At 68.6% G+C, this 21,143-nt stretch carries 17 protein-coding genes and 5 pseudogenes; 12 read left to right on the top strand and 10 right to left on the bottom strand.

Annotated features, from left to right (window positions below; translation table 11 throughout):
- The first annotated feature begins 24 nt into the window (after positions 1 to 24).
- A complete protein-coding gene (locus H0I39_RS06605) occupies positions 25 to 804 on the top strand; it encodes a type III pantothenate kinase (protein WP_180549984.1) in 780 nt (259 codons plus the stop codon).
- An 89-nt stretch (positions 805 to 893) separates the two neighbouring features.
- On the opposite strand, the gene H0I39_RS06600 is transcribed toward H0I39_RS06605, so the two are convergent.
- The 5 genes and pseudogenes from H0I39_RS06600 to H0I39_RS06580 form a co-directional block, all read right to left on the bottom strand.
- Positions 894 to 1,112: a hypothetical protein gene (locus tag H0I39_RS06600; protein ID WP_180549983.1), complete on the bottom strand. Its 219-nt coding sequence runs from the start codon at positions 1,110 to 1,112 to the stop codon at positions 894 to 896.
- A 2-nt stretch (positions 1,113 to 1,114) separates the two neighbouring features.
- A complete protein-coding gene (locus tag H0I39_RS06595) occupies positions 1,115 to 1,255 on the bottom strand; it encodes a hypothetical protein (RefSeq protein WP_180549982.1) in 141 nt (46 codons plus the stop codon).
- A gap of 115 nt (positions 1,256 to 1,370) precedes the next feature.
- On the bottom strand, positions 1,371 to 2,474 hold the full coding sequence (locus H0I39_RS06590) for a M14 family metallopeptidase (RefSeq protein WP_180549981.1): 1,104 nt from the start codon (positions 2,472 to 2,474) through the stop codon (positions 1,371 to 1,373).
- Positions 2,475 to 2,664: 190 nt separating this feature from the next.
- Entirely contained in the window at positions 2,665 to 3,918 is a 1,254-nt protein-coding gene (locus H0I39_RS06585; protein ID WP_180549980.1) for a M20 aminoacylase family protein, read from the bottom strand.
- 157 nt (positions 3,919 to 4,075) lie between these two features.
- Positions 4,076 to 5,210: pseudogene (locus H0I39_RS06580) on the bottom strand (ABC transporter substrate-binding protein).
- 99 nt (positions 5,211 to 5,309) lie between these two features.
- On the opposite strand from H0I39_RS06580, the gene H0I39_RS06575 reads away from it, so the two are divergent.
- Positions 5,310 to 7,352 (top strand): molybdopterin-containing oxidoreductase family protein, encoded by a 2,043-nt coding sequence (locus H0I39_RS06575; RefSeq protein WP_180549979.1) that lies wholly within the window; start codon positions 5,310 to 5,312, stop codon positions 7,350 to 7,352.
- 41 nt (positions 7,353 to 7,393) lie between these two features.
- Positions 7,394 to 8,544, top strand: a pseudogene (locus H0I39_RS06570) (aminopeptidase).
- 301 nt (positions 8,545 to 8,845) lie between these two features.
- Here the strand turns inward: H0I39_RS06570 and H0I39_RS06565 are convergent.
- The 5 genes and pseudogenes from H0I39_RS06565 to H0I39_RS06545 all read right to left on the bottom strand — a co-directional run bounded on the left by H0I39_RS06565 (position 8,846) and on the right by H0I39_RS06545 (position 12,430).
- Positions 8,846 to 9,105, bottom strand: a pseudogene (locus H0I39_RS06565) (acyl-CoA-binding protein).
- A gap of 84 nt (positions 9,106 to 9,189) precedes the next feature.
- Positions 9,190 to 9,963, bottom strand: a complete 774-nt coding sequence (locus tag H0I39_RS06560) for a hypothetical protein (RefSeq protein WP_180549978.1) — start codon at positions 9,961 to 9,963, stop codon at positions 9,190 to 9,192.
- Entirely contained in the window at positions 9,960 to 10,637 is a 678-nt protein-coding gene (locus H0I39_RS06555; RefSeq protein WP_180549977.1) for a TetR/AcrR family transcriptional regulator, read from the bottom strand. The genes H0I39_RS06560 and H0I39_RS06555 overlap by 4 nt, the downstream gene beginning before the upstream one ends.
- Positions 10,538 to 11,887 carry a DUF3108 domain-containing protein gene (locus H0I39_RS06550; protein ID WP_180549976.1) on the bottom strand — a complete coding sequence of 450 codons (1,350 nt, stop codon included), beginning with the start codon at positions 11,885 to 11,887 and terminating at the stop codon, positions 10,538 to 10,540. Before H0I39_RS06550 ends, H0I39_RS06555 begins: the two co-directional genes overlap by 100 nt.
- Before the next feature lie 69 nt (positions 11,888 to 11,956).
- Positions 11,957 to 12,430, bottom strand: a complete 474-nt coding sequence (locus tag H0I39_RS06545) for a phasin family protein (RefSeq protein WP_180549975.1) — start codon at positions 12,428 to 12,430, stop codon at positions 11,957 to 11,959.
- A gap of 187 nt (positions 12,431 to 12,617) precedes the next feature.
- Between H0I39_RS06545 and rfbB the strand changes: the two genes are divergently transcribed.
- The 9 genes and pseudogenes from rfbB (at position 12,618) to H0I39_RS06505 (ending at position 21,115) form a co-directional block, all read left to right on the top strand.
- Complete coding sequence (gene rfbB, locus H0I39_RS06540) at positions 12,618 to 13,688, top strand: dTDP-glucose 4,6-dehydratase (RefSeq protein WP_180549974.1); 1,071 nt, start codon at positions 12,618 to 12,620, stop codon at positions 13,686 to 13,688.
- A pseudogene (gene rfbD, locus H0I39_RS21770) lies at positions 13,685 to 14,524 on the top strand (dTDP-4-dehydrorhamnose reductase); the annotation flags it as partial. The gene rfbB and the pseudogene rfbD, both read left to right, overlap by 4 nt.
- Before the next feature lie 72 nt (positions 14,525 to 14,596).
- On the top strand, positions 14,597 to 15,493 hold the full coding sequence (rfbA, locus tag H0I39_RS21765; protein WP_257646023.1) for a glucose-1-phosphate thymidylyltransferase RfbA: 897 nt from the start codon (positions 14,597 to 14,599) through the stop codon (positions 15,491 to 15,493).
- A pseudogene (gene rfbC, locus H0I39_RS06530) lies at positions 15,490 to 16,045 on the top strand (dTDP-4-dehydrorhamnose 3,5-epimerase). The gene rfbA and the pseudogene rfbC overlap by 4 nt, the downstream one beginning before the upstream one ends.
- Positions 16,046 to 16,064: 19 nt before the next feature.
- On the top strand, positions 16,065 to 16,871 hold the full coding sequence (locus H0I39_RS06525) for a glycosyltransferase family protein (protein ID WP_308645788.1): 807 nt from the start codon (positions 16,065 to 16,067) through the stop codon (positions 16,869 to 16,871).
- A gap of 160 nt (positions 16,872 to 17,031) precedes the next feature.
- Positions 17,032 to 17,808, top strand: a complete 777-nt coding sequence (locus H0I39_RS06520; RefSeq protein WP_180549972.1) for an acyltransferase family protein — start codon at positions 17,032 to 17,034, stop codon at positions 17,806 to 17,808.
- A 45-nt stretch (positions 17,809 to 17,853) separates the two neighbouring features.
- Positions 17,854 to 18,045, top strand: coding sequence for a hypothetical protein (locus tag H0I39_RS06515; RefSeq protein ID WP_180549971.1), 192 nt, complete (start codon positions 17,854 to 17,856; stop codon positions 18,043 to 18,045).
- 99 nt (positions 18,046 to 18,144) lie between these two features.
- The gene (gspE, locus tag H0I39_RS06510; RefSeq protein ID WP_180549970.1) at positions 18,145 to 19,881 is read left to right on the top strand and encodes a type II secretion system ATPase GspE; all 1,737 of its coding nucleotides are present in this window, start codon (positions 18,145 to 18,147) and stop codon (positions 19,879 to 19,881) included.
- The gene (locus tag H0I39_RS06505; RefSeq protein WP_180549969.1) at positions 19,874 to 21,115 is read left to right on the top strand and encodes a type II secretion system F family protein; all 1,242 of its coding nucleotides are present in this window, start codon (positions 19,874 to 19,876) and stop codon (positions 21,113 to 21,115) included. Before gspE ends, H0I39_RS06505 begins: the two co-directional genes overlap by 8 nt.
- The last annotated feature ends 28 nt before the right edge of the window (positions 21,116 to 21,143 follow it).

Below are 21,143 nucleotides of genomic sequence, written 5' to 3'. Positions count from 1 at the left end.
ACAAAACCGCTTATATTGCGCCCCATGACGTTTCTGGCCCTCGACGTCGGCAACACGCGCCTGAAGTGGACGTTGTACGACCAACCCGCCGCTGGCGCGCGCATGCTGGCGCAGGGCGCCGAGTTCCTGGAGCAGATCGACCGCCTGGGCGATGGCGTGTGGTCGCAGATACCCGAGCCCACGCGCATGCTCGGCTGCATCGTGGCCGGCCAGGCCGTGAAGCACCGCGTGCAGGAGCAGATGGAGCTGTGGAACGTGGAGCCGCGCTGGGTGGTGGCCGCCGAGGCCGAGGCGGGCCTGACCAACGGCTACGACTTTCCGCCCCGCCTGGGCGCCGACCGCTGGGTGGCCATGATCGGCGCGCGCCACCACATGCTGCGGCGCGGGCCGGCGCGGCCCATCATCCTGGTGATGGTGGGCACGGCGGTGACGGTGGAGGCCATCGACCAGCACGGGCGCTTTCTGGGCGGGCTGATCCTGCCCGGCCACGGCATCATGCTGCGTGCGCTCGAATCGGGCACCGCCGGGCTGCACGTGCCCACCGGTGACGTGGTGGAATTTCCCACCAACACCAGCGACGCGCTGACCAGCGGCGGCACCTTCGCCATCGCCGGCGCCTGCGAGCGCATGTACCAGAACCTGTTCCGCCACTGCGACATGCAGCCGCTGTGCCTGATGACGGGCGGCGCCGGCTGGAAGATGCTGCCGTCGATGACGCGGCCCTACGAGCTGGTGGAAAGCCTGATCTTCGACGGCCTGCTGGTCATCGCGCAAGGGCGCGAGGCGCTGAACGGCGCGTTCTGATACCAGCTTGCAGGGGTATCGCTCGCCAGCGCCCAATTGGCGGGCGCTAGCGGCGGGGTATGCGGGGAGTATATGGTGCCGACGCGCTGTCAGTCGTCATCATCATCGTCGTCGTCATCACGTGACCTGCGCCCCCGGCGGTCGTCGTCATCGTCATCATCATCGTCGTCCCGGTCGGCACGATGGCCGCGCCGGCTGCGGCGGTCGTCGTCGTCGTCATCGTCCCGGTCGGCGCGACCGCCACGGCGGCCGCGGCGGTCATCCTCACCGCGGTCGTCGCCGCGGACGATGCGCCGCTCGCCCATCACGGTCAGCAGGTAGGGGCCAGCGCGCCGGGCGCCAGGCCATCGGCCACCGCCGGCGTCAGCGGGTGCGGTGTGTGGGCCTGTGCGGCGGTGCCCAGCGTCAGGCTGGCGGCGGCGAGGGCCAGGGCGGTCAGGGTGCGGGTCATGGGCGGTCCTTTCGGTGTGGTGCGGCGGGCTTGCCTGCACCGACAACGCCCCAGGGTGCCGCCTTATTCCCGCCCGCGCCAGCGGCCTGGTGACAGGATGTGTGCGCTGCCCGGCTCAGGCCGGCGAGCCGGCGCCTTGCGCCAGCCCATCCACGGCCTGGAACAGCGCCTGCCGCGCCTGGCTGACGATCTGCCCCTTCCAGGCATCGGTGTCGGTGTAGAAGGCGCGCAGCAGCCGCGCCTTGATCTGCGCCGCCAGTTCGGCCGGCGCCTCGGGGTGCAGGGCCAGCCAGTGGTCGCCGCGCAGGGCGTCGATGATTTCGGGGATGGGCTCGGTGCCGTATTCCAGCGCGATGCCGGTGAACTGGGCCTGCGGCGCGGCGTCGTAGATGGCGTTCCACATCAGGCCCGTGAGCAGCGCGCTGGTCGATGAGCCGTCGTAGATCGAGGTGACCTCGTCGCCCCACCAGCGGCGCGCGCGGGCCACGGCGGCGGCATCGTCGCGGCCGGCGTAAATGCGCTCGCCCACGCCGCTGGGGCCCAGGCCGGTGTGCAGGTCGATCCAGGCCACCTGCTGCGCCCGGCCGCCGTGCTGCGCCAGCACGGCGCGCAGCGTGCGGTGGCTCCAGGTGGGTGCCTGGCCGCCGAAGAACAGACCGTCGGCAAACTCGTACTGCCCGCCCGAGACGGCGGCCTGCCACAGCGGCAGCCCCTCGCGTTCGATGAGGGTTTGCACGGCGGCCTGGTTGGCGGCGTCGGGCGGCCAGGCGGCGGGCAGCAGCAGCTCGTGCACGCGGCGGTAGCCTTCGTTGACGGGCAGCGGCTGGCTGAAGTCGGGGAAGTTGCGGTTCAGGTCGACGTTCTCGTGCGTCACGCGGCGCAGGTGCGAGAAGCCGTAGGGGTTCAGCGCGTGGATGTAGAGCACGGCCACGCCGGCCTCGCGCGCCCTGGCACGCCATTCGGCGTCGTGCAACGCGAACACCTGCACACCACTGCCGCAGTAGCCCTCGACGCCGTGGCAGGCGCTGCTCACGATGAGCAGGCGGTCACTCTGCTCGTCGCCGTCGAGCGCTGTGTCCATTGCCAGCACCTCGCCGTCGCGGCCGGGCAGCGGGTGGTTTTGCGATGCGATGCGCGTGCCGGCGGTGGCGGCGGCCTCCAGGAACTTGACGCGGGCCTGCGCGTAGCGGGCGGAGAAGGCCTCGGGGATGGGGATCATGCGTGGCGGCCGCTTATAAATTGATAGTGGCTTGCGCCCGTCCTGTATGGATTTCAAGCGAAAAATGCCTGAAACCATTGTCTATCAAGCGCAAGCAGCTATAGTTTTGGGGTTTCCGTGGGGCGCGCTGGCCCGCGATGGTGCGTTGCCATCGCCGGCCAGCCCGCGTCCACCAGAGGCCAACCGCGCCTCAGCCCTTCACCGGCATCGGCCGGTCGGCCGGTGGTTCATGCGCCAGCCATTCCTCGGCCAGGCGCACCCAGTAGGTGCCGCCCAGCGGAATCAGCTCGTCGTTGAAGTCGTAGTGCGGGTTGTGCAGCGTGCAGGGGCCGGCGTCGTGGCCGCCGCCTTCGTAGGTGGCGCGGTGCGCGCCGTCGCCGTTGGCGATGAAGCAGTAGGCGCCGGGCTTTTCCAGCAGCATGTACGAGAAGTCCTCCGCGCCCATCACCGGCTCCTGCGCCAGCGCGTTGTCGGCGCCGACGATGCCGGCCATCACGCGGCGGGCGAAGTCGGCCTCGTAAGGCGTGTTGATGGTGGGCGGGTAGTTGCGGTGGAAGTGGAAGTCGCAGGTGGCGCCGAAGGCGGCGCTCACGCCCTCGGCAATCTCCTGCATGCGGCGCTCCACCAGGTCCAGCACCTCGAAGCTGAAGCAGCGCACCGTGCCCTGGATTTCGCAGCTGTCCGGGATCACGTTGGTGGCTTCGCCGGCGTGGATCATGGTGACCGAGATCACCGCCGCGTCCACCGGCTTCTTGTTGCGCGTGACGATGGTTTGGAAGCCCTGCACCACCTGGCAGGCGATGGGCACCGGGTCGCACCCCATGTGCGGCAGCGCGGCGTGGCCGCCCTTGCCGGTGATGGTGATCTTGAACTCGTTGCTTGATGCCATCACCGGGCCGGGCGAGACGGCGAACTTGCCCACGTCCATGCCCGGCCAGTTGTGCATGCCGAACACGGCCTCCATCGGGAACTGCTCAAACAGCCCGTCCTGGATCATCTCGCGCGCGCCGCCGCCGCCTTCCTCGGCCGGCTGGAAGATCAGGTACACGGTGCCGTCGAAATTGCGGTTCTTCGAAAAATGCTGCGCCGCCGCCAGCAGCATGGCGGTGTGGCCGTCGTGGCCGCAGGCGTGCATCTTGCCGTGGTGCTGGCTGGCATGGGCGAAGGTGTTGAACTCGGTCATGGGCAGCGCGTCCATGTCGGCGCGCAGGCCAATCGCTCGTCCGTTTTTCGCGGCCGCGCCGCCGTCGCGCCCGTGCACGATGCCCACCACGCCGGTGGTGCCCAGCCCGCGGTGAATGGGGATGCCCCATTCGGTCAGCTTGGCCGCCACCAGGTCGGCGGTGCGCACTTCCTCGAAGCAGAGCTCAGGGTGCGCGTGGATGTCGCGCCGCAGTTGGGTGATGGCCGCGGCCTGTGCCAGGATGGGTTCGATCAGGTTCATGGCCCGCAGTCTACCGGGGCGTGCGCGCGCTGGCGAGAGCAGTGCCGAAAACGCCCCTGTCGCCGCAGGGGTGTGCGCGGGGCGCTATCAAAATGATGGCGTTGCACCGCCCTTGGCAGGGCCGCGGGGCCGGCCCTGCCGTGGCGCCGCCGTGGCGTCAGGTCCGCACCCGGCCGTCGCCCGTCAGCATCGACAGCTCGACGAACTTCGACGCCACATGGTTGCCCGGGCCGAAGCTCACGCGGTAGCCGCCGAAGTCCTCGTTGATCGACTCCAGTGCGGCGATCAGCGCCTCGCGCGTGGGCTTGCCGCCGGCGCGCGTCAGGCCCTCGGTGAACAGCTTGGCGGCCAGGTAGCCCTCCATGCTGGAAAAGTTGGCCTGCACCCGGCCCTGCTGTTTGGCGGCGGCGACGAACTCGCGCGACACCGGCCGCGCCGGGTTGTAGGGCGAGGGCACCACCTGCGACACCACCACGCCGGCGCCGTCCTTGCCCAGTTCGTCGGCCAGCGCCTGCGTGCCGACGAACGACACGTTGTAGAACTTGCCGCCGTAGCCGGCCTGCTTGGCCTGGCGGATGAAGGCGGCGCAGGCCTTGTAGGCGCCGATCTGCACGATGGCCTGCGCGCCCGACTTGGCCAGCTTGGCCACGGCGGCGGCCACGTCCTCGCTGTTGCGCTCCACGGTGCCCTCGGCCACCGGCGAGCTGGCGCGCCGCCAGCGCCTTGGTCACGCCCGACAGGCCGGCCTTGCCGTAGGCGTCGTTCTGGTAGAACACGCCGATGCGGTTCTGGCTCAGCTCGATCAGCTGCTTGACGATCAGCGCCGTCTCGTCGTCGTACGAGGCGCGCAGGTGAAAGGCCTCGCGCTTGAACGGCTCGCGCAGACCCATGGCGCCGGTGAAGGGCGCGATGAAAGGCACGCGCGCCGAGGTGGCCAGCGGCAGCGCCGCCAGGCTGGTGGGCGTGCCGATGTAGCCAAACAGGGCGAACACCTCGTCCTTGATCAGCTTTTCGGTGTTGGCGACGCAGCGGTCGGGCTCGTAGCCGTCGTCCAGATGGCGGATCTCGACCTGCCGCCCGCCCACGCCGCCCTTGGTATTGAGCTGGTCGAACCACAGCCTGGCGCCGGCGTGAAACTGCGTGCCCAGCTGCATGGCCGGGCCGCTGAAGGCGGCCGACTGGCCCAGCACGATGCGGCTGTCCTGCGCACGGGCCAGGCCCACGCCCGCCACGGCGCTGGCAGCAGCCATCCTGGCGAGTTGGCGGCGGCTGATGGAGAATGACCTGTCCATGGAAAACGTCCAGAAAAGTGTGGATTATTTGGAAATGAAGTCTAACTTCTACACCTGTTCGCGGGGGTGTGGCGGGTGTGAAATTTCGCACATCGCCCCATGACCCAGTCCAACGAAGTGGTGGGCGCCTGCCCGCACGATTGCCCCGACACCTGCAGCCTGGTGACGACGGTGCAGGACGGCCGTGCCGTGCGCGTGCGCGGCAACCCGGCGCACCCGCCCACCGACGGCGTGCTGTGCACCAAGGTCTCGCGCTACGCCGAGCGCACGCACCACCCCGAGCGCATCCTGACGCCGCTGCGCCGCGCCGGCGCCAAGGGCGAGGGGCGCTTCGAGCCGATCGGCTGGGATGCGGCGCTGGATGAGATTGCCACGCGCCTGAAGGTCATCGCCGCGCGCAACCCGCAGGCCATCCTGCCCTACAGCTACGCCGGCACCATGGGGCTGGTGCAGGGCGAGTCGATGGACCGGCGCTTTTTCCACCAGCTGGGCGCCAGCCTGCTCGACCGCACCATCTGCGCCACCGCCGGCGGCGAGGCGCTGACGCGCACCCTCGGCGGCAAGGTGGGCATGCGGGTGGAGTTCTTTGCCGAGGCCAGGCTGATCCTGATCTGGGGCAGCAACTCGATCGCCAGCAACCTGCACTTCTGGCGCCTGGCGCAGCAGGCCCGGCGACAGGGCGCGCGCCTGGTCTGCATCGACCCGCGCAAGACGGAGACGGCCGACAAGTGCGACGAGCACATCGCCCTGCTGCCCGGCACCGACGCCGCGCTGGCGCTGGGGCTGATGCACGAGCTGATCGTGCACGACTGGCTGGACCACGACTACATCCAGCGCCATACGCGCGGCTGGCCCGCATTGCGCGAGCGCGCGCTGCTCTGGAATCCGGAGCGCGTGGCAGCGGTGTGCGGCATCACCGCCGATCAGGTACGCGGGCTGGCGCGCGCCTGGGGCACCACGCGGCCGGCGGCGATCCGCCTGAACTACGGCGTGCAGCGCTGCGCCGGCGGCGGCAATGCGGTGCGCGCCATCGCCTGCCTGCCGGCGCTCACCGGCGCGTGGCGGCACCGCGCGGGCGGCGTGCTGCTGTCGTCCTCGGGCGCGTTCCCGGTCGACCGCGCGGCGTTGCAGCGGCCCGACTTGCTGGCCGGGCGCACGCCGCGCACCGTGAACATGGTGCGGATCGGCGATGCGCTGAACGGCGATGCCGACGCGCTGTCGGGCGGCCCGCCCATCGAGGCGCTGGTGGTTTACAACAGCAACCCGGTGGCCGTGGCGCCCGAATCGCCCAAGGTGGTGCGCGGCTTCGCGCGCGAAGACCTGTTCACCGTGGTGCTGGAGCATTTCCGCACCGACACGGCCGATCACGCCGACATCGTGCTGCCCGCCACCACGCAGCTGGAGCACTGGGACATCCACCTCGCCTACGGCCACACCGACGTGCTGCTGAACCGCCCGGCGATGGCGCAGCAGGGCGAGGCGCGCAGCAACGCGCAGATCTTCCGCGACCTGGCGGCGCGCATGGGCTTCGATGCGCCGTGCTTTGCCGACAGCGACGAGGCGCTGTGCCGGCAGGCGTATGGCAAGCAGGTGAACTTCGACGAGTTGCTGGCGAACGGCTTCGCGCGCCTGAAGCTGCCGGACGCGCCGTTCGCCGAGGGCGGTTTTCCCACCGCGTCCGGTCGCTGCGAATTCGATAGTGAGCTGTCCAGAAAGGGCGGCGACTCACTGCCGAACCATGTGCCTAACCGTGAAGTGGCCGGCGCCAGTGCAGCCTACCCGCTGGCCATGATCTCGCCGCCGGCGCGGCACTTTCTCAACAGCAGCTTCGTCAATGTGCAGAGCCTGCGCAGCATCGAGGGCGAACCGCTGCTCGAAATTCATCCGCAAGACGCGGCGCCGCGCGGCATCGCCAGCGGCATGCTGGTCGAGGTGTTCAACAACCGCGGCCGCTACCACTGCAAGGCCGAGGTGAGCGAACGCGCCCGACCCGGCGTCGTCAACGGCCTGGGCATCTGGTGGCGCAAGCTGGGGCCGCGCGGCACCAACGTGAACGAACTCACCAGCCAGGCGCTGACGGACATGGGGCGCGGGCCGACGTTCTACGACTGCGCGGTGCAGGTGGCGCTGGCCGCGCCGTGACGCGGCGCGGAACCGACCCGCGCGCAGCGGCTCCGACGACCATGGCGCTCACACACCGCACCTCTCGCCGGCTGGCACTGTTTCTGGCGGCGCTGGCCGCGCTGGGCGTGCTCGGCGGCTGCACGCCCGTCGCCTATTACGCCCAGTCGGTGCAGGGCCACATCGCGCTGATGACGGCGGCGCGCCCCATCGACGACTGGCTGGCCGATCCGGCCACGCCGGCCGATCTGAAGCCGCGGCTGGAGCTGGCGCGCCGCATCCGCGCCTTCGCCGTCAGCGACCTGGCCCTGCCCGACAACGCCAGCTACCACCGTTACAGCGACCTGAAGCGCCGCGCCGCGGTGTGGAACGTGGCCGCGGCGCCGCCCGATTCGCTGACGCTGCGGCGCTGGTGCTTTCCGGTGGTGGGCTGCGTGGGCTACCGCGGCTATTACGACGAGGCCGACGCCAAAGCGCTGGCCGCGCAGCTTGAAAAAGACGAGGGGCTGGAAGTGCGCGTGTACGGCGTGCCGGCCTATTCCACGCTGGGCTGGCTGAACTGGGCGGGTGGCGATCCGCTGCTGTCCACCTTCATCCGCTACCCCGAGGGCGAGCTGGCGCGCATGGTGTTCCACGAGCTGGCGCACCAGGTGGTGTACGTGCGCGACGACACCATGTTCAACGAGTCGTATGCCACCGCGGTGGAGCGCCTGGGCGTGCGGCACTGGCTGGCCACGCAGGCCAGCGAGCAGGCGCGGCGCGACTACGCGGCGTTCGACGGCCGGCGCCGCGCGTTCCGGCAGCTGAGCCGCGACACGCGCGACGAACTGAACCGCGTTTATGCACAAAAACGGCGCTGGCGCACGACCCGCAAGCGCTGCCTGCTCTCAAGTCAGAAGCAATGGCGCATTTTCGTCAGCGCTACGCGGCACTGAAGGCCGAGTGGGCGGCGGCCGGCACGCCGTTCGACGGCTTCGATCCCTGGGTGGCGCAGGCCAACAATGCGTTCTTCGGCATCCAGGCCGCCTACGACGAGCTGGTGCCGGGCTTCGAGGCGCTGTTCGCGCAGGTGGGCGGCGACTGGCCGCGCTTTCATGCCGCGGTGCGCGATCTGGCGCGCCAGCCCAAGGCGGAGCGGCAGGCGCAACTGCGCACCCTGGCCGACACCGCCACGGCCCGCGATGACGCCGTGGCGCCACGCCCGGCGGGGTGAATCCGGGCGGTGCCGGCGACCGGTTTGCGTTTGGATTGCTTGACTATCAAGAAGTCCGGGATGACGCCCGGGCCACATCCGCCGTGTGGGAGCGGGCTTGCCCGCGATCGAGCGTTGGTGGCGATGAGGCGGCTCATCGCGGGCAAGCCCGCTCCCACAACACGGTTTGAGACTTGTTGCGAATCAAGCTGATTTGATAGCGGCCAGCGCCCGGTTTAAAGGATTTCAGAATCATTTGATTCTGAAATCCTTGTGTGGCGGGCGCAAACAGCTCACTTTTTGATGTGGCCAGCCCTGCCGATCAACCCTGGCGCAGCTCTTCGATCAGGTCGATGTACTGCTGCATCGCCTCGTCGTTGCTGGTGCCCTCGAGCTTCTTCCACGCGTCCCACTTGGCGCGCGCCACGATGTCGGCAAAGCCCGGCTTGGCCTCTTCGTTGTCGCCCTCGGTGGCCTGCTTGTAGAGCGAGTAGATCTTCAGCAGCGTCATGTTGTCGGGGCGCTCGCTCAGCGTCTTGAGTTGGCGACGGCTTCTTCGAAGCGGGCTTTCAGGTCGGACATGGGGTCTCCTTGGCAGGTGATGGCAGATGGCGCGCATCTTAGTGCGTTGCCCCGCCGGCCACCCCGCGAACGCGGTATCGGCGGCTACAGCGCCAGGCTGGCGCGGGCTAGTTCCACCCACAGGCGCTCCACCGCATCGCGCGCGGGCAGCTGCGCCGCCTGCTCCTGCAGTCGGGTGGCCTCGGCCAGGCGCGCTTCGCCGTCCAGCATCAGCAGCGCATGGGCGCATTCGTACAGCACGGCGGGCGAGGCGGGCGCCAGCCGCTGCGCCTCGCACAGGTGCGACAGCGCAGCCTCGGCGCGCGCGCCGTAGGTCATGGCGCCCACCAGCGGGCCCACCTTGTCGATCACCGCGGCGTGAAAGGCGCCCAGCGCCACGTGGGCATAGGCGTGGCCGGGGGCCAGCGCCAGCGTGGCCTCCAGCGCGGCGCGCACCTGCGTGCCCAGCCCCTGCGCCAGCGCCCGCGCCACGTGGATGCCCTGCGCGTACTGCGCCAGCGCGTAGCCCTGCCAGTACCAGGCGTTGGCCTGGTCGGGCCGCTGCGCGGCGTGCTGCAGGGCGCGCGCGTGGATGCGCTTGAACAGCTCGATGCGCACCGTCTCCTGCGGCTCGACCAGCGCCGCGTGCGCGGCAGTTGCCCGGTTGGCGACGGCCAGGCCCTCGACGCCCACGGCCAGCCCCGCATCGGTGGCCTGCTCGAACTGGCCGGAGTGGAACAGCGCCCAGGCGTGCCACAGCGCGTCGCTGTGCGGCGTCGGCTCGGCGTCGACCGCGTGCAGCGCCGGCCACAGCGCGCGCACGTGGCCGATGTCGAAGCGGTAGTCGGCAGCGTAGGGGCAGGGCAGCCAGGTGCTCATGGCGATCGGTCAGGGGTGGCCGGATCATAGGCCTCGATCAGCGCCGTGAGGTGCGCGCGCGACGCCTCGTCCAGGTGCGGCGCCAGCAGGCCCATCACGTGGTAGGCGCCGCGCAGCAGGGCGTCCTGGGCGTTCTCCGGCTCCATGGCGCTGCGCGGCTGCAGCACGTATTCGTAGCTCAGCCAGTAGGTCAGCAGCACCACCATGCTGGCGGCCACGGCGTCGCGCTGGCGGTCTTCGGCGGCGGAGGCGGCGCGCTTGGCCTGCAGGGTGTCGAGCAACTGGCGCAGCGCGGCGCGCTTGCGCAGCAGGATGGCGGGAAAGTGCGTCTCCAGCCGCCGGTTGCGCGACAGCAGGTGGCCGACGTCGCGGTACAGGAAGCGGTACTGCCAGATCAGCTCGAACAGCGAATGCAGGAAGAACCACGCATCCTCCACGTCCAGCACGTCGGTGCTGGCGGCCAGCAGCTCGTACAGCTGGCTCTCGTACTGGTCGAACAAGGTGTTGACCAGCTCGTCCTTGGACGGAAAGTGGTAGTACAGATTGCCCGGGCTGATGTTCAGCTCGGCCGAAATCATGGTGGTGGAGGCGTTGGGCTCGCCAAAGCGGTTGAACAGCTCCAGCGTGCTGGCCAGAATGCGCTCGGCGGTGCGGCGGGGCGCTTTCTTGGCCATGGGCTGTCTGGTCCGGATCTGGCGTCCGCTTCAGCGGGCGCCCGCGGAGGCCGGCGCCGTGGTGGCGGCGGGATCGGTGCGGTTGAGTCGGGCGGTGTCGACCACGGCATCCACCGCCGTGCCGTCGGGCCAGCTCCAGCGCAGGCGCGCGGGCAAGTAGTCCATGGCTTCGGCCAGCCAGACCTCGAGCCTGGCGGACGCTGTGGCCCCTGGCCGCTCAGCGGCAGGCGGGTGAGCTTGAACGCCTGAACCGATTGGCTGCCCAGGGCCGTGATGGTTTCGGCGCCCTCGACCAGCCAGCGCGAGGGCTGAACCGCATCGCTGCCGGCGATGGGCAGCTCGAAGGTCTGGCCGGGTTCGAAGCGTCGGGCGTCGCCTGCCAGCCAGGCGCCCAGTTGAAGGACGACGCTCAATTCGTCCTGTGTGCCCGGCGGCAAGGCCGCGCTTTGCCCGGACGAGGCGAAGTGCACGGCAGGCTGGGCGTAGTCGAAGCGCGTCGGCGGCACCCCTGCGGTGCGTGGACCGGCCTGCACCGGCACCAGGCCCTGCGGCACCACCAGGCCGACGGAGCTCATGCGCAGTGCACTGAGAGCGGGCACGGAAGACTCCCAGTCGGCCTCGTAGATCTCGTCCGTGCGGCGCCAGGCCAGGGTGACGGGGCCGGTCACCGGCGCGCCGTTCAGCTGACCCTGCAGCCTGTACTGCAGCGTGGCAGCGCGTGGGACGCGCGCCGGCAGCGGCTCGCCGGCCTGGGCGAACTGGCGCGCCTGCTCGGCCGCCTCACCCTCCAGGCTGGGCTTCAGGGGGACTGTCGACCGGGAGCCACCGAAATCGCCCAGCGGCGGCGGCGCCAGCAGCGAGGCGGTGGGATCCATGACGCCACCGGCTGCGCCGCGCGATGGCGCCTCGGCGGGCGCGGGCTCGGGCGGCGCGGCACGGCGCGGTCGCGCGGCTGGCCGGGGCCTGGGCCGGGCTTGCGGCACCGCCGCAGGCACTGGCGGCGGCGCCGCGACTTCTTCCGGCACTTGTGGCGTCGCCATCGGTTCGGGCGGCGCAGCCGGCGGCGCAATGATCCGCGTGCTGACGGTGCCCACGGCGGAGCCGGCCCGCACCTGCTGCGTCAGTGGCGGCCAGCGCAACAGCAACATGGCGTGCAGGGCGAGCGCAAGTGCCGCTGCCACCACCAGCGCGCGCCGATGCTGCGGCGGCAACCGTGCCGGGACGAGGGGCTGCGAGAGAGGTGGCGTCATGGCGTGTTCGACACGGGGACGGTCTGGGTGTTCCTTTCGGTGCCGCGTCGCGCCGGCACCGTGCCCGCGTCAGGGCGTGCGTTTGGTGCGGGTCGCTGGCTTCTTCGCGGCAGCAGCAGCGGGTTCAGCCTCGGCGCCTTTGGGCTGCCGGGCCAGTGCCTGCTCGAGCGCCGCCACACGTGCCTCCAGGCGTTCCAGCGCTTCTGCATCGGGCAACCCGAGTCGGGCGAGTGCGCTGGCGACGCGTTTCTCGAAGATGCCCTCCAGCGCATTCCAGCGCTCAGGTCCGAGCGGACTGGTGGTGGCCATGGCTTCGATGCGCTGGGCGGCCTCGGCGAACTGGGCCTTGGCCAGGGCCTGGGTCTGGTTCTGCAGCGCCAGCCCTTGCTTGACCAGGCTGTCGAAGGCCTTGCTGCCCTCGGTTTGCGCCTTGGCCAGCGCGCCCATGCCGGCCAGCCAGATGTTCTGCGCCTGCTCCGGGCCGGCCGGGTGGGGCTGCGCCGGGGCGCGCTTGCTGGACGATTTGCTCGACGATGAAGCCATGGACACAAGGGGCGTGTGCCCCGATCAGCGGGAAAGGCGCTATTGTCACCGCTCGGTGCCGTCGCTCCAAGGCTGCGTGAAATAATCCGCCTGGGTACGTCCGCACCCAAGTTGCCCTGCTGCGTCCGCAAGGCTTGTCATCCGTTTTTTTCCGGCGCCTGAGCGTCGAACCTGCAAAGCGATCAGCATGATCCTCGTCACCGGCGGCGCCGGCTTCATCGGCAGCAACTTCGTACTGGACTGGCTGGCTGGGGGCGATGAACCCGTCGTCAACCTCGACAAACTCACCTACGCTGGCAACCTGGCCAACCTGGCCTCGGTGCAGGGCGATGTGCGCCACACCTTCGTGCAAGGCGACATTGGCGACAGTGCCCTCATCGACCGCCTGCTGGCCGAACACCGCCCGCGCGCCATCGTCAACTTCGCCGCCGAAAGCCACGTCGACCGCTCCATCCACGGCGCCGAAGACTTCATCGCCACCAACATCGTCGGCACCTTCCGCCTGCTCGAAGCCGCGCGCGGCCACTGGAGCCAGCTGCCCGCCGACGACAAAGCCGCCTTCCGCTTCCTGCACGTGTCCACCGACGAGGTCTACGGCACCCTGGCCCCCGACGCCCCCGCCTTCACCGAAGAGCACGTCTACGAGCCCAACAGCCCCTACAGCGCCAGCAAGGCCGCCAGCGACCACCTGGTGCGCGCCTGGCGCCACACCCACGGCCTGCCGGTGCTCACCACCAACTGCTCCAACAATTACGGCCCGTATCATTTCCCCGAGAAACTCATCCCGCTGATGATCGTCAACGCCCTGGCCGGCAAGCCCCTGCCCATCTACGGCGACGGCCAGCAGGTGCGCGACTGGCTCTACGTCACCGACCACTGCAGCGCCATCCGCCGCGTGCTCGAAGCCGGCAGGCTGGGCGAAACCTACAACATCGGCGGCTGGAACGAGAAGACCAACCTGGCCATCGTCCACACCATCTGCGACCTGCTGGACGAGCTGCAGCCGCGCGCCGACGGCCAGAGCTACCGCACGCAGATCACCCATGTGCAAGACCGCCCCGGCCACGACCGGCGCTACGCCATCGACGCGCGCAAGATCGAACGCGAACTGGGCTGGCGGCCGGCCGAAACCTTCGACACCGGCATCCGCAAGACCGTGGGCTGGTACCTGGCCAACGCCGGCTGGGTGCAGAACGTGCAAAGTGGCGCCTACCGCGACTGGGTGGCTACGCAGTACGGCGTAGGGCAGGGTGCATGAAGATCCTGCTGCTGGGCAAGAACGGGCAGGTCGGCTGGGAAGTGCAGCGCAGCTTGGCGCCGCTGGGCGAGCTCATCGCGCTCGACCGGCGAGGTGATACGGGCCTGTGCGGCGATCTGGCCGATCTGGATGGCCTGGTCGCCACTGTGCGTGCCGTGCGGCCTCAAGTCATCGTCAATGCCGCTGCATATACGGACGTGGACAAGGCCGAGAGCGAGCCCGAACTGGCCCACCGCATCAACGCCGAAGCCCCCGCCGTGCTGGCACGCGAAGCCCAGGCCTGTGGCGCCCTGCTGGTGCACTACAGCACCGACTACGTGTTCGACGGCAGCGGCCAGCGACCTTGGCAGGAGGGCGATGCCACCGGCCCTTTGAGCGTGTACGGCCGCACCAAGCTCGAAGGCGAGCGCGCCATCGTGCAGGCAGGTGCGCCCCATCTCATCCTGCGCACCAGCTGGGTTTATGCCGCCCGCGGTGGCAACTTCGCCAAGACCATGCTGCGCCTGGCGCAGGAGCGCGAGCGCCTCACCGTGATCGACGACCAGTGGGGCGCCCCCACCGGTGCCGAACTGATCGCCGACGTGACGGCGCACACCATCGTGCACACGAGCCTGCAACCCGCCAAGGGTGGCATCTACCACCTGGCCGCCAGTGGCCAGACCACCTGGCATTCTTATGCAAAACACGTGTTTGCGCAGGCGCAGCAAGCGCAGGCAGCTATCAATATCAAAGTAAAAGAAGTCCTGCCCATCCCCGCCAGCCAGTACCCGACCCCCGCACGCCGGCCGCACAATTCGCGTCTGGACTGCAGTCGCCTGCAAGCCGTCTTCGGCCTGAAGCTGCCCCCTGGCAGCAGGGCGTCGACCGCATGCTGGCCGAAATCCTTTGACGCGCCCCTCTTGAAGCACATGACCCCACGCAAAGGCATCATCCTCGCCGGAGGCTCGGGCACCCGCCTGCACCCGGCCACGCTGGCCCTCAGCAAACAGCTGCTGCCGGTGTACGACAAGCCTATGATCTACTACCCGCTGGCCACCCTCATGCTGGCCGGCATCCGCGACATCCTGGTCATCAGCACCCCGCAGGACACCCCGCGCTTTCAGCAACTGCTGGGCGACGGCAGCCAGTGGGGCATCAGTCTGAGCTACGCCGTGCAGCCCAGCCCCGATGGTCTGGCACAGGCCTTCATCATCGGCGAGCAGTTCATCGGCAATGCCCCCAGCGCCCTGGTGCTGGGCGACAACATCTTCTACGGCCACGACTTCGAAACCCTGCTCAGCGATGCCGACGCCCGCAGCGAAGGCGCCACCGTGTTCGCCTACCACGTGCACGATCCCGAGCGCTACGGCGTGGTGGAGTTCGACCCTTCAGGCAAGGCCGTCAGCATCGAGGAGAAGCCGCCCCAGCCCAAGAGCAGCTACGCCGTCACTGGCCTGTATTTCTACGACAGCCAGGTCGTGGACATCGCTAAGGCCACCCAGCCGAGCGCGCGCGGCGAGCTGGAAATCACCAGCGTCAACGACGCCTACCTGCAGCAAGGCCAGCTCAATGTGCAGATCATGCAGCGCGGCTATGCCTGGCTGGACACCGGCACGCACGACAGCCTGCTCGATGCCGGCCAGTTCATCGCCACGCTGGAGCGCCGCCAGGGCCTGAAGATCGCCTGCCCGGAAGAAATCGCCTGGCGCAAGGGTTTCATCGACAGCGCCAGGCTGGAGCAACTGGCGCAGCCGCTGGCCAAGAGCGGGTATGGGCAGTATCTGATCCGCATGCTGCGCGAAACACGACCAGAGGTGCGGGTATGAGAGCGTTGTCCACGGCGATCGAGGGCGTACTTATCCTCGAACCCAAGGTGTTCGGCGATGCGCGCGGATTCTTCATGGAAAGCTACAACCGCCGCGCCTTTACCGAAGTCACTGGGCTGGACGTCGACTTCGTGCAGGATAACCACAGCCGCAGTCGCAAAGGTGTGTTGCGCGGGCTGCACTATCAGATCCGGCAGCCGCAGGGCAAGTTGGTCCGCGTGACCAGCGGAGCGGTGTTCGATGTGGCGGTCGATATCCGCCGCACGTCGCCCACTTTTGGTCGCTGGGTGGGGTTGAACTGACGGCCGAGAATCACCGCCAACTCTGGGTGCCCGCAGGCATGGCGCATGGCTTCGTGGTGCTCAGCGAGACGGCTGATTTCATGTACAAGACGACCGACTACTACGCACCGGAGCATGAGCGCAGCATTGCATGGAACGATCCGAGCATTGGCATCGAGTGGCCGCTCGCGGCGCACGGCATTGACGCGCCACAGCTCTCTGAAAGGATCGTGTGGGCCAACTCCTGGCCCAGTCTGAAGTCTTTGCATGATGTTTGGTGAGCGCCTGGCGTGAACGGCATCTGCGTGTCCATCATCAGCCACCGGCATGGCGGCGACGTGGTGCGATTGCTGGACGAACTGGCGTCGCTGGATGAGCCAGAACTTCGGCGCGTCATCCTGACCCTGAACCTGCCCGAGGACGAACTGGCGGCCAAGCTGCGTCAAAGGGCGTGGCCGTTTGAGCTGGAGACCGTGGAAAACGCCGCGCCCAAGGGGTTCGGGGCCAACCACAACCAGGCGTTCGCTCTCGACGCCCGGCGCGGTGCGAGCGAATACTTCGCGGTCGTCAACCCGGACATTCGGCTGCGCGGCAATCCGTTTGGCGCGCTGACGCGCCGGCTCGCCAGTGGCGATGCCCGTCTGGGCGTCAGCTACCCTGTGCAGATGGCCGAGGATGGCCGCAGGCAGGATCACGAGCGGCTGTTGCCCACGCCCCTGCGGCTGGCGCGCCGCTATCTGCCTGGGGCGCCGCGGCGCGAGGTGCATACCGGCGACCGCCCAGACTGGGTCAACGCAGCCTTTCTGCTGCTGCGGCGCGAGGCTTATGCCAGCGTCGGCGGCTTTGACGACGCCTACCATATGTACTGCGAGGACGTGGATCTTTGTTTGCGACTGCAACTCGCCGGCTGGCAACTGGCGCGTGTGGACGAGGCGGTTGTCGTGCATGACGCGCAGCGGGCCAGTCGCCGTCATCCGCAGCACCTCGGCTGGCACGTTCGCAGCCTCCTGCGGCTTTGGCGCTCGCGCGCCTGGCGCGCCTGGCGTGCGGGGCTGGCCCGAGACAGTGTCTTTGTGGACTCCACCGATCTCCGATGAGCAAGCACACCGTTCCCCTTTACCAGCGTAATTTCGGCTTGGACGTGCTGCGCTCCCTGTCGATCTGCGTGGTGCTCATGAACCACGGTTTTCTGGGTTTTTCGTCAGCACCGGTCTGTCCAAGTGGGAGGGCTGGCGCGCGGCGGTCAGCGCGTGTGCGGTGTTCGCCATCGAGTGGTTGTTCGTGCTGAGCGGATTCCTGATCGGTTCGATGATGATCCGCAGCTTCGAGGCGCGCGATGGCTGGTGGGCGAGTGCACGAGACTTCTGGCTCCGGCGCTGGTTTCGCACCATTCCCAACTACTACCTGTTCCTGGCGTTGAACGCAGCACTGGCCTGGTGGGGGATAGAGGAAGGGCGCTTCGATTGGTCGTTCGCGGTGTTCTCGCAGAACCTGGCCTGGGCGCAGGAAAAGCCCCTGTTCTTCGCCGAAGCGTGGTCGCTGGCGCTTGACGAGTGGTTCTATTTCCTGATGCCCATTCTGATCGGTGTGGTGGCCTGGATGCGGCATCTGGAGCGGCGTCATCTGTTCTGGGCTGTTGCGCTGGTGCTGATCCTGATTCCCTCCGTCCTGCGCAGCATCATCACTCCGCCCGCACACTTTTTCGAGTGGGACGACCATGTGCGCCGCGTTACCATCATGCACCTGGATGCCACCGGCTGGGCGTGGCGGCGGCCATCCTCAACCGCTGGCATGGCGCCTGGTGGGGAGTCGCCAGGGCTTCAAGGCGCTGATCGGTGCAGCGTTGCTGCTTGGGGCAGTGGCCGCCATGTTCTACTTCATGCGCGTCGATTGGCGCGGCTTTGCCGGCGGGCGCTTCAACGATCTGGCGCTCATTGCCGCCCCCTCCGTGGGGGTCGTGCTGACGCTGCCGTGGCTCTCCAGTCTCCAGGTGCGGTCACGTGCCCTGCGCCTGCTGGCGGCCAGGGTCGGTGACTACTCTTACTCGGTGTATCTGAGTCATTTCCCCTGCTGCTGATCATGGTGTATGTCTTCAAGGTCATGGGCTGGGATATCGGCGCCATCATCGGTTGGGTGGTGCTGGTCTGGCTCATGGCGGTATTCGCGGTGTCGGCGCTGGTGTTTCACAGTTTCGAGAAACCCGTCTCCGATTTGCGCGAGCGCTTCACCAAGCGCGTGCAGGCCGGTCCGTTCAGCCGAGGTGAGGTCTGAGGAAAAGGTTCTGGCAGCAGGCGCCAGCTGTCTACGTAGAATCCATGCGCTGCACGCGCCAGAAGATCGCCTGATCTGCCCGTGTGTGACGGATCCCCGATGCCCGAGCCCCTCCTGAACGAAGCCGCTTTCCCTTCATCCTCCATTCGCGCCGTGCGTTGGCCCGAGTACGGTGACCTGCTGGTCCGTGCCGGCAAGCTCACCCCGCGCGACTTGGAGCGTGCCTTGGCGGCCCAGCGTGAGATGGGCGGCGCCCTCGACGGGGTCCTCGTGAGCCTGGGGCTGGTATCGGAGTCTGACGCCGCGCATGCGCTGGCGGAGCATCTGCAGTTGCCTTTTGTTCAGGGCGAGGCATTTGCGGACGTGGTGCCCGAACTGGAGGGCCTTCTGCCCGAGTTCCTGCGCACCCACCGCGTGCTGCCCTTGCGTGCCGAAGACGGGCATTTGCACGTGGTGATGCGCGCGCCGCACGATGCTTTCGTCGTCAAGGCGCTGCACCTGACCACCGGGCTGGAGGTGCATCCGGCCGTCGGCCTGGCTTCGGATATCGACAAGGCGCTGCAGCGCGTACTGGACGAACCGGATGCCGAGGGCAGCGAGGGTGGGCTGGCCGAAGAGGGCGACGCCGGCGACTTCGTAGAGCATCTGCGCGACCTGGCCAGCGAGGCGCCGGTCATCCGCCTGGTCAACACCATCATCGGCCGCGTGATCGAGCTGCGCGCCTCCGACATCCATCTCGAGCCGTTCGACGACGGCCTGCACGTGCGCTACCGCGTCGACGGCGTGCTGCATCCCGGCGAGGTGGTGCCGTCGCAGCAGGGTGCGGCGGTCAGCTCGCGCGTCAAGCTGCTGGCGCACCTCGACATCGCCGAGCGCCGCCTGCCGCAGGACGGCCGTATCAAGACCCGCGTGAAAGGGCGCGAGCTGGACCTGCGCGTCTCCACCGTGCCCACCGTGCACGGCGAAAGCGTGGTCATGCGCGTGCTCGACCGCGCCAGCGTGCGCCTGAGCCTGGAGGACATGGGCTTCGAGCGCGAGACCCTGGCCAGCTTCAATCAACTGATCCATCGTCCGCATGGCATCCTGCTGGTCACGGGCCCCACCGGCTCGGGCAAGACCACCACGCTGTACGCCGCGCTGGCCAAGCTCGATTCGGTGTCGCAGAAGATCATCACCGTCGAGGACCCGGTCGAATACCAGCTCGAAGGCATCAACCAGATCCAGGTCCACAGCCAGATCAACCTGACCTTCGCCAACGCCCTGCGCTCCATCCTGCGCCAGGACCCGGACATCATCATGATCGGCGAGATGCGCGACGGCGAAACGGCGCAGATTGCCGTGCAGTCCTCGCTCACCGGCCATCTGGTGCTGTCCACCCTGCACACCAACACCGCCGCCAGCGCCGTGGTGCGCATGCAGGACATGGGGGTCGAGCGCTACCTCATCACCTCCACCGTCAATGGCGTGCTGGCGCAGCGCCTGGTGCGACGGCTGTGCGTGCACTGCAAGACGCCGGTGCAGCCCGATCCGGCGCTGCTGCAAAGCTCCGGCCTCGGCCGCTTTCTGCCGCCCGGCGCGCCGATCTACGGAGCCAGGGGCTGCGACCATTGCCGCGGCACCGGTTACCAGGGCCGCACCGGCATTCACGAGCTGCTGGTGGTCGACGAGGCCATGCGCAGCGCCATCCTGCAGGGGTTGGACGCATCGGCGCTGCAATCCATCGCCGTCAAGGCCGGCATGTACACGCTGTACGACGACGGCCTGCGCAAGGTGGCCGCGGGCGTGACCAGCCTGGACGAAGTGTTGCGCGCCACGCAGGACCAGGGCGATGCCTGAATTCGCCTGGCGCGCCGCGCAACCCGATGGGCAACTGGTCGAGGGCCGCACCGAAGCCGGCGCCGCCGATGCCGTGCTGCGCCAGTTGCGCGAGCGCGGCCTGACGCCGTTGCGCGTACAGGACGCGGCCGAGGCGCCCGTCGCCGCCGCCAGTGCCAGGGGCCTGCGCGGCCGCACCAGCCGTCGCGCGCTGCGCGGCCCGGTCACCCAGGCCGACCTGCTGGCGCTGACGACCGAGCTGTCCATCATGCTGCGCGCCGGCCTGGCACTCGACAACGCGCTGCGCGTGCTGATCGAGATGAGCGCCAAGCCCAGCGTGCGCACGCTGCTCGAAGGCATCCTGGAGGACGTCAAGGGCGGCGCGCCGTTCAGCCGCGCCTTGAGCACCCGCAAGGAATTGTTCGGCGACTTCTACATCAACATGGTGCGCTCGGGCGAGGCCAGCGGCCAGATGTCGCAGGTGCTCGAACGCCTGGTGGCGCACATGAACCGCTTGCGCGCACTGCGCGAAAGCGTGGTCTCGGCCACCATCTACCCGGCCATTCTGCTGGGCGTGGCGCTGCTGTCGCTGGTGGGCATGCTGGGCTTCGTGGTGCCGCAGTTCGAGAAGCTGTTCAAGGACATGGGCGATGCGCTGCCGCTGCCCACGCGCATCGTCATGATGCTGGGGCAGGGCTTCAAGCACTACGGGCTGGCCATCGCCATCGCCGCGCTGCTGCTGGGCTGGCTGGGCTGGCGCTGGCTGCGCTCGCCGGCGGGGCAGATATGGTGGCAAAACCTGGCCCTGCGCTTGCCCATCATCGGCAGCCTGCTCTACAAATATGAGCTGACGCTGTTCACCCGCTCGCTCGGCACCCTGCTGGGCAACGGCGTGCCCCTGCTCACCGCCCTGCACATCGCCACCGAGACCGTGGGCAACCTCAACCTGCGCGCGCCGCTGGCCAAAATGGCGCCGCAGGTCAAGGAAGGCGTGCGCATCACCCGCGCCATGGACAGCACCCAGGTGTTTGAACCTTTGGCCATCAACCTGGTCAGAGTGGGCGAGGAAACCGGCCGCATCGGCCCCATGATGCTGGAGCTGTCCGACGTGCTCGACCGCGAGGTCGAAACCGGCATCAAGCGCGCGCTGACCCTGCTGGAGCCGGTGCTGATCCTGCTGCTCGGCGTGCTGATCGCCGCCATCATCGTCTCCATCCTTCTGGGTATCCTGTCGATCAACGATCTGGCGGGCTAAGGCCCTGTGTATCAATTGAAAGGAATCG

This window comes from Ottowia beijingensis, assembly GCF_013423955.1.
Classification (GTDB): domain Bacteria; phylum Pseudomonadota; class Gammaproteobacteria; order Burkholderiales; family Burkholderiaceae_C; genus Ottowia; species Ottowia beijingensis.
Note: the sequence above shows the minus strand (reverse complement) of the source record. Positions and strands in the feature narration are given on the sequence as shown.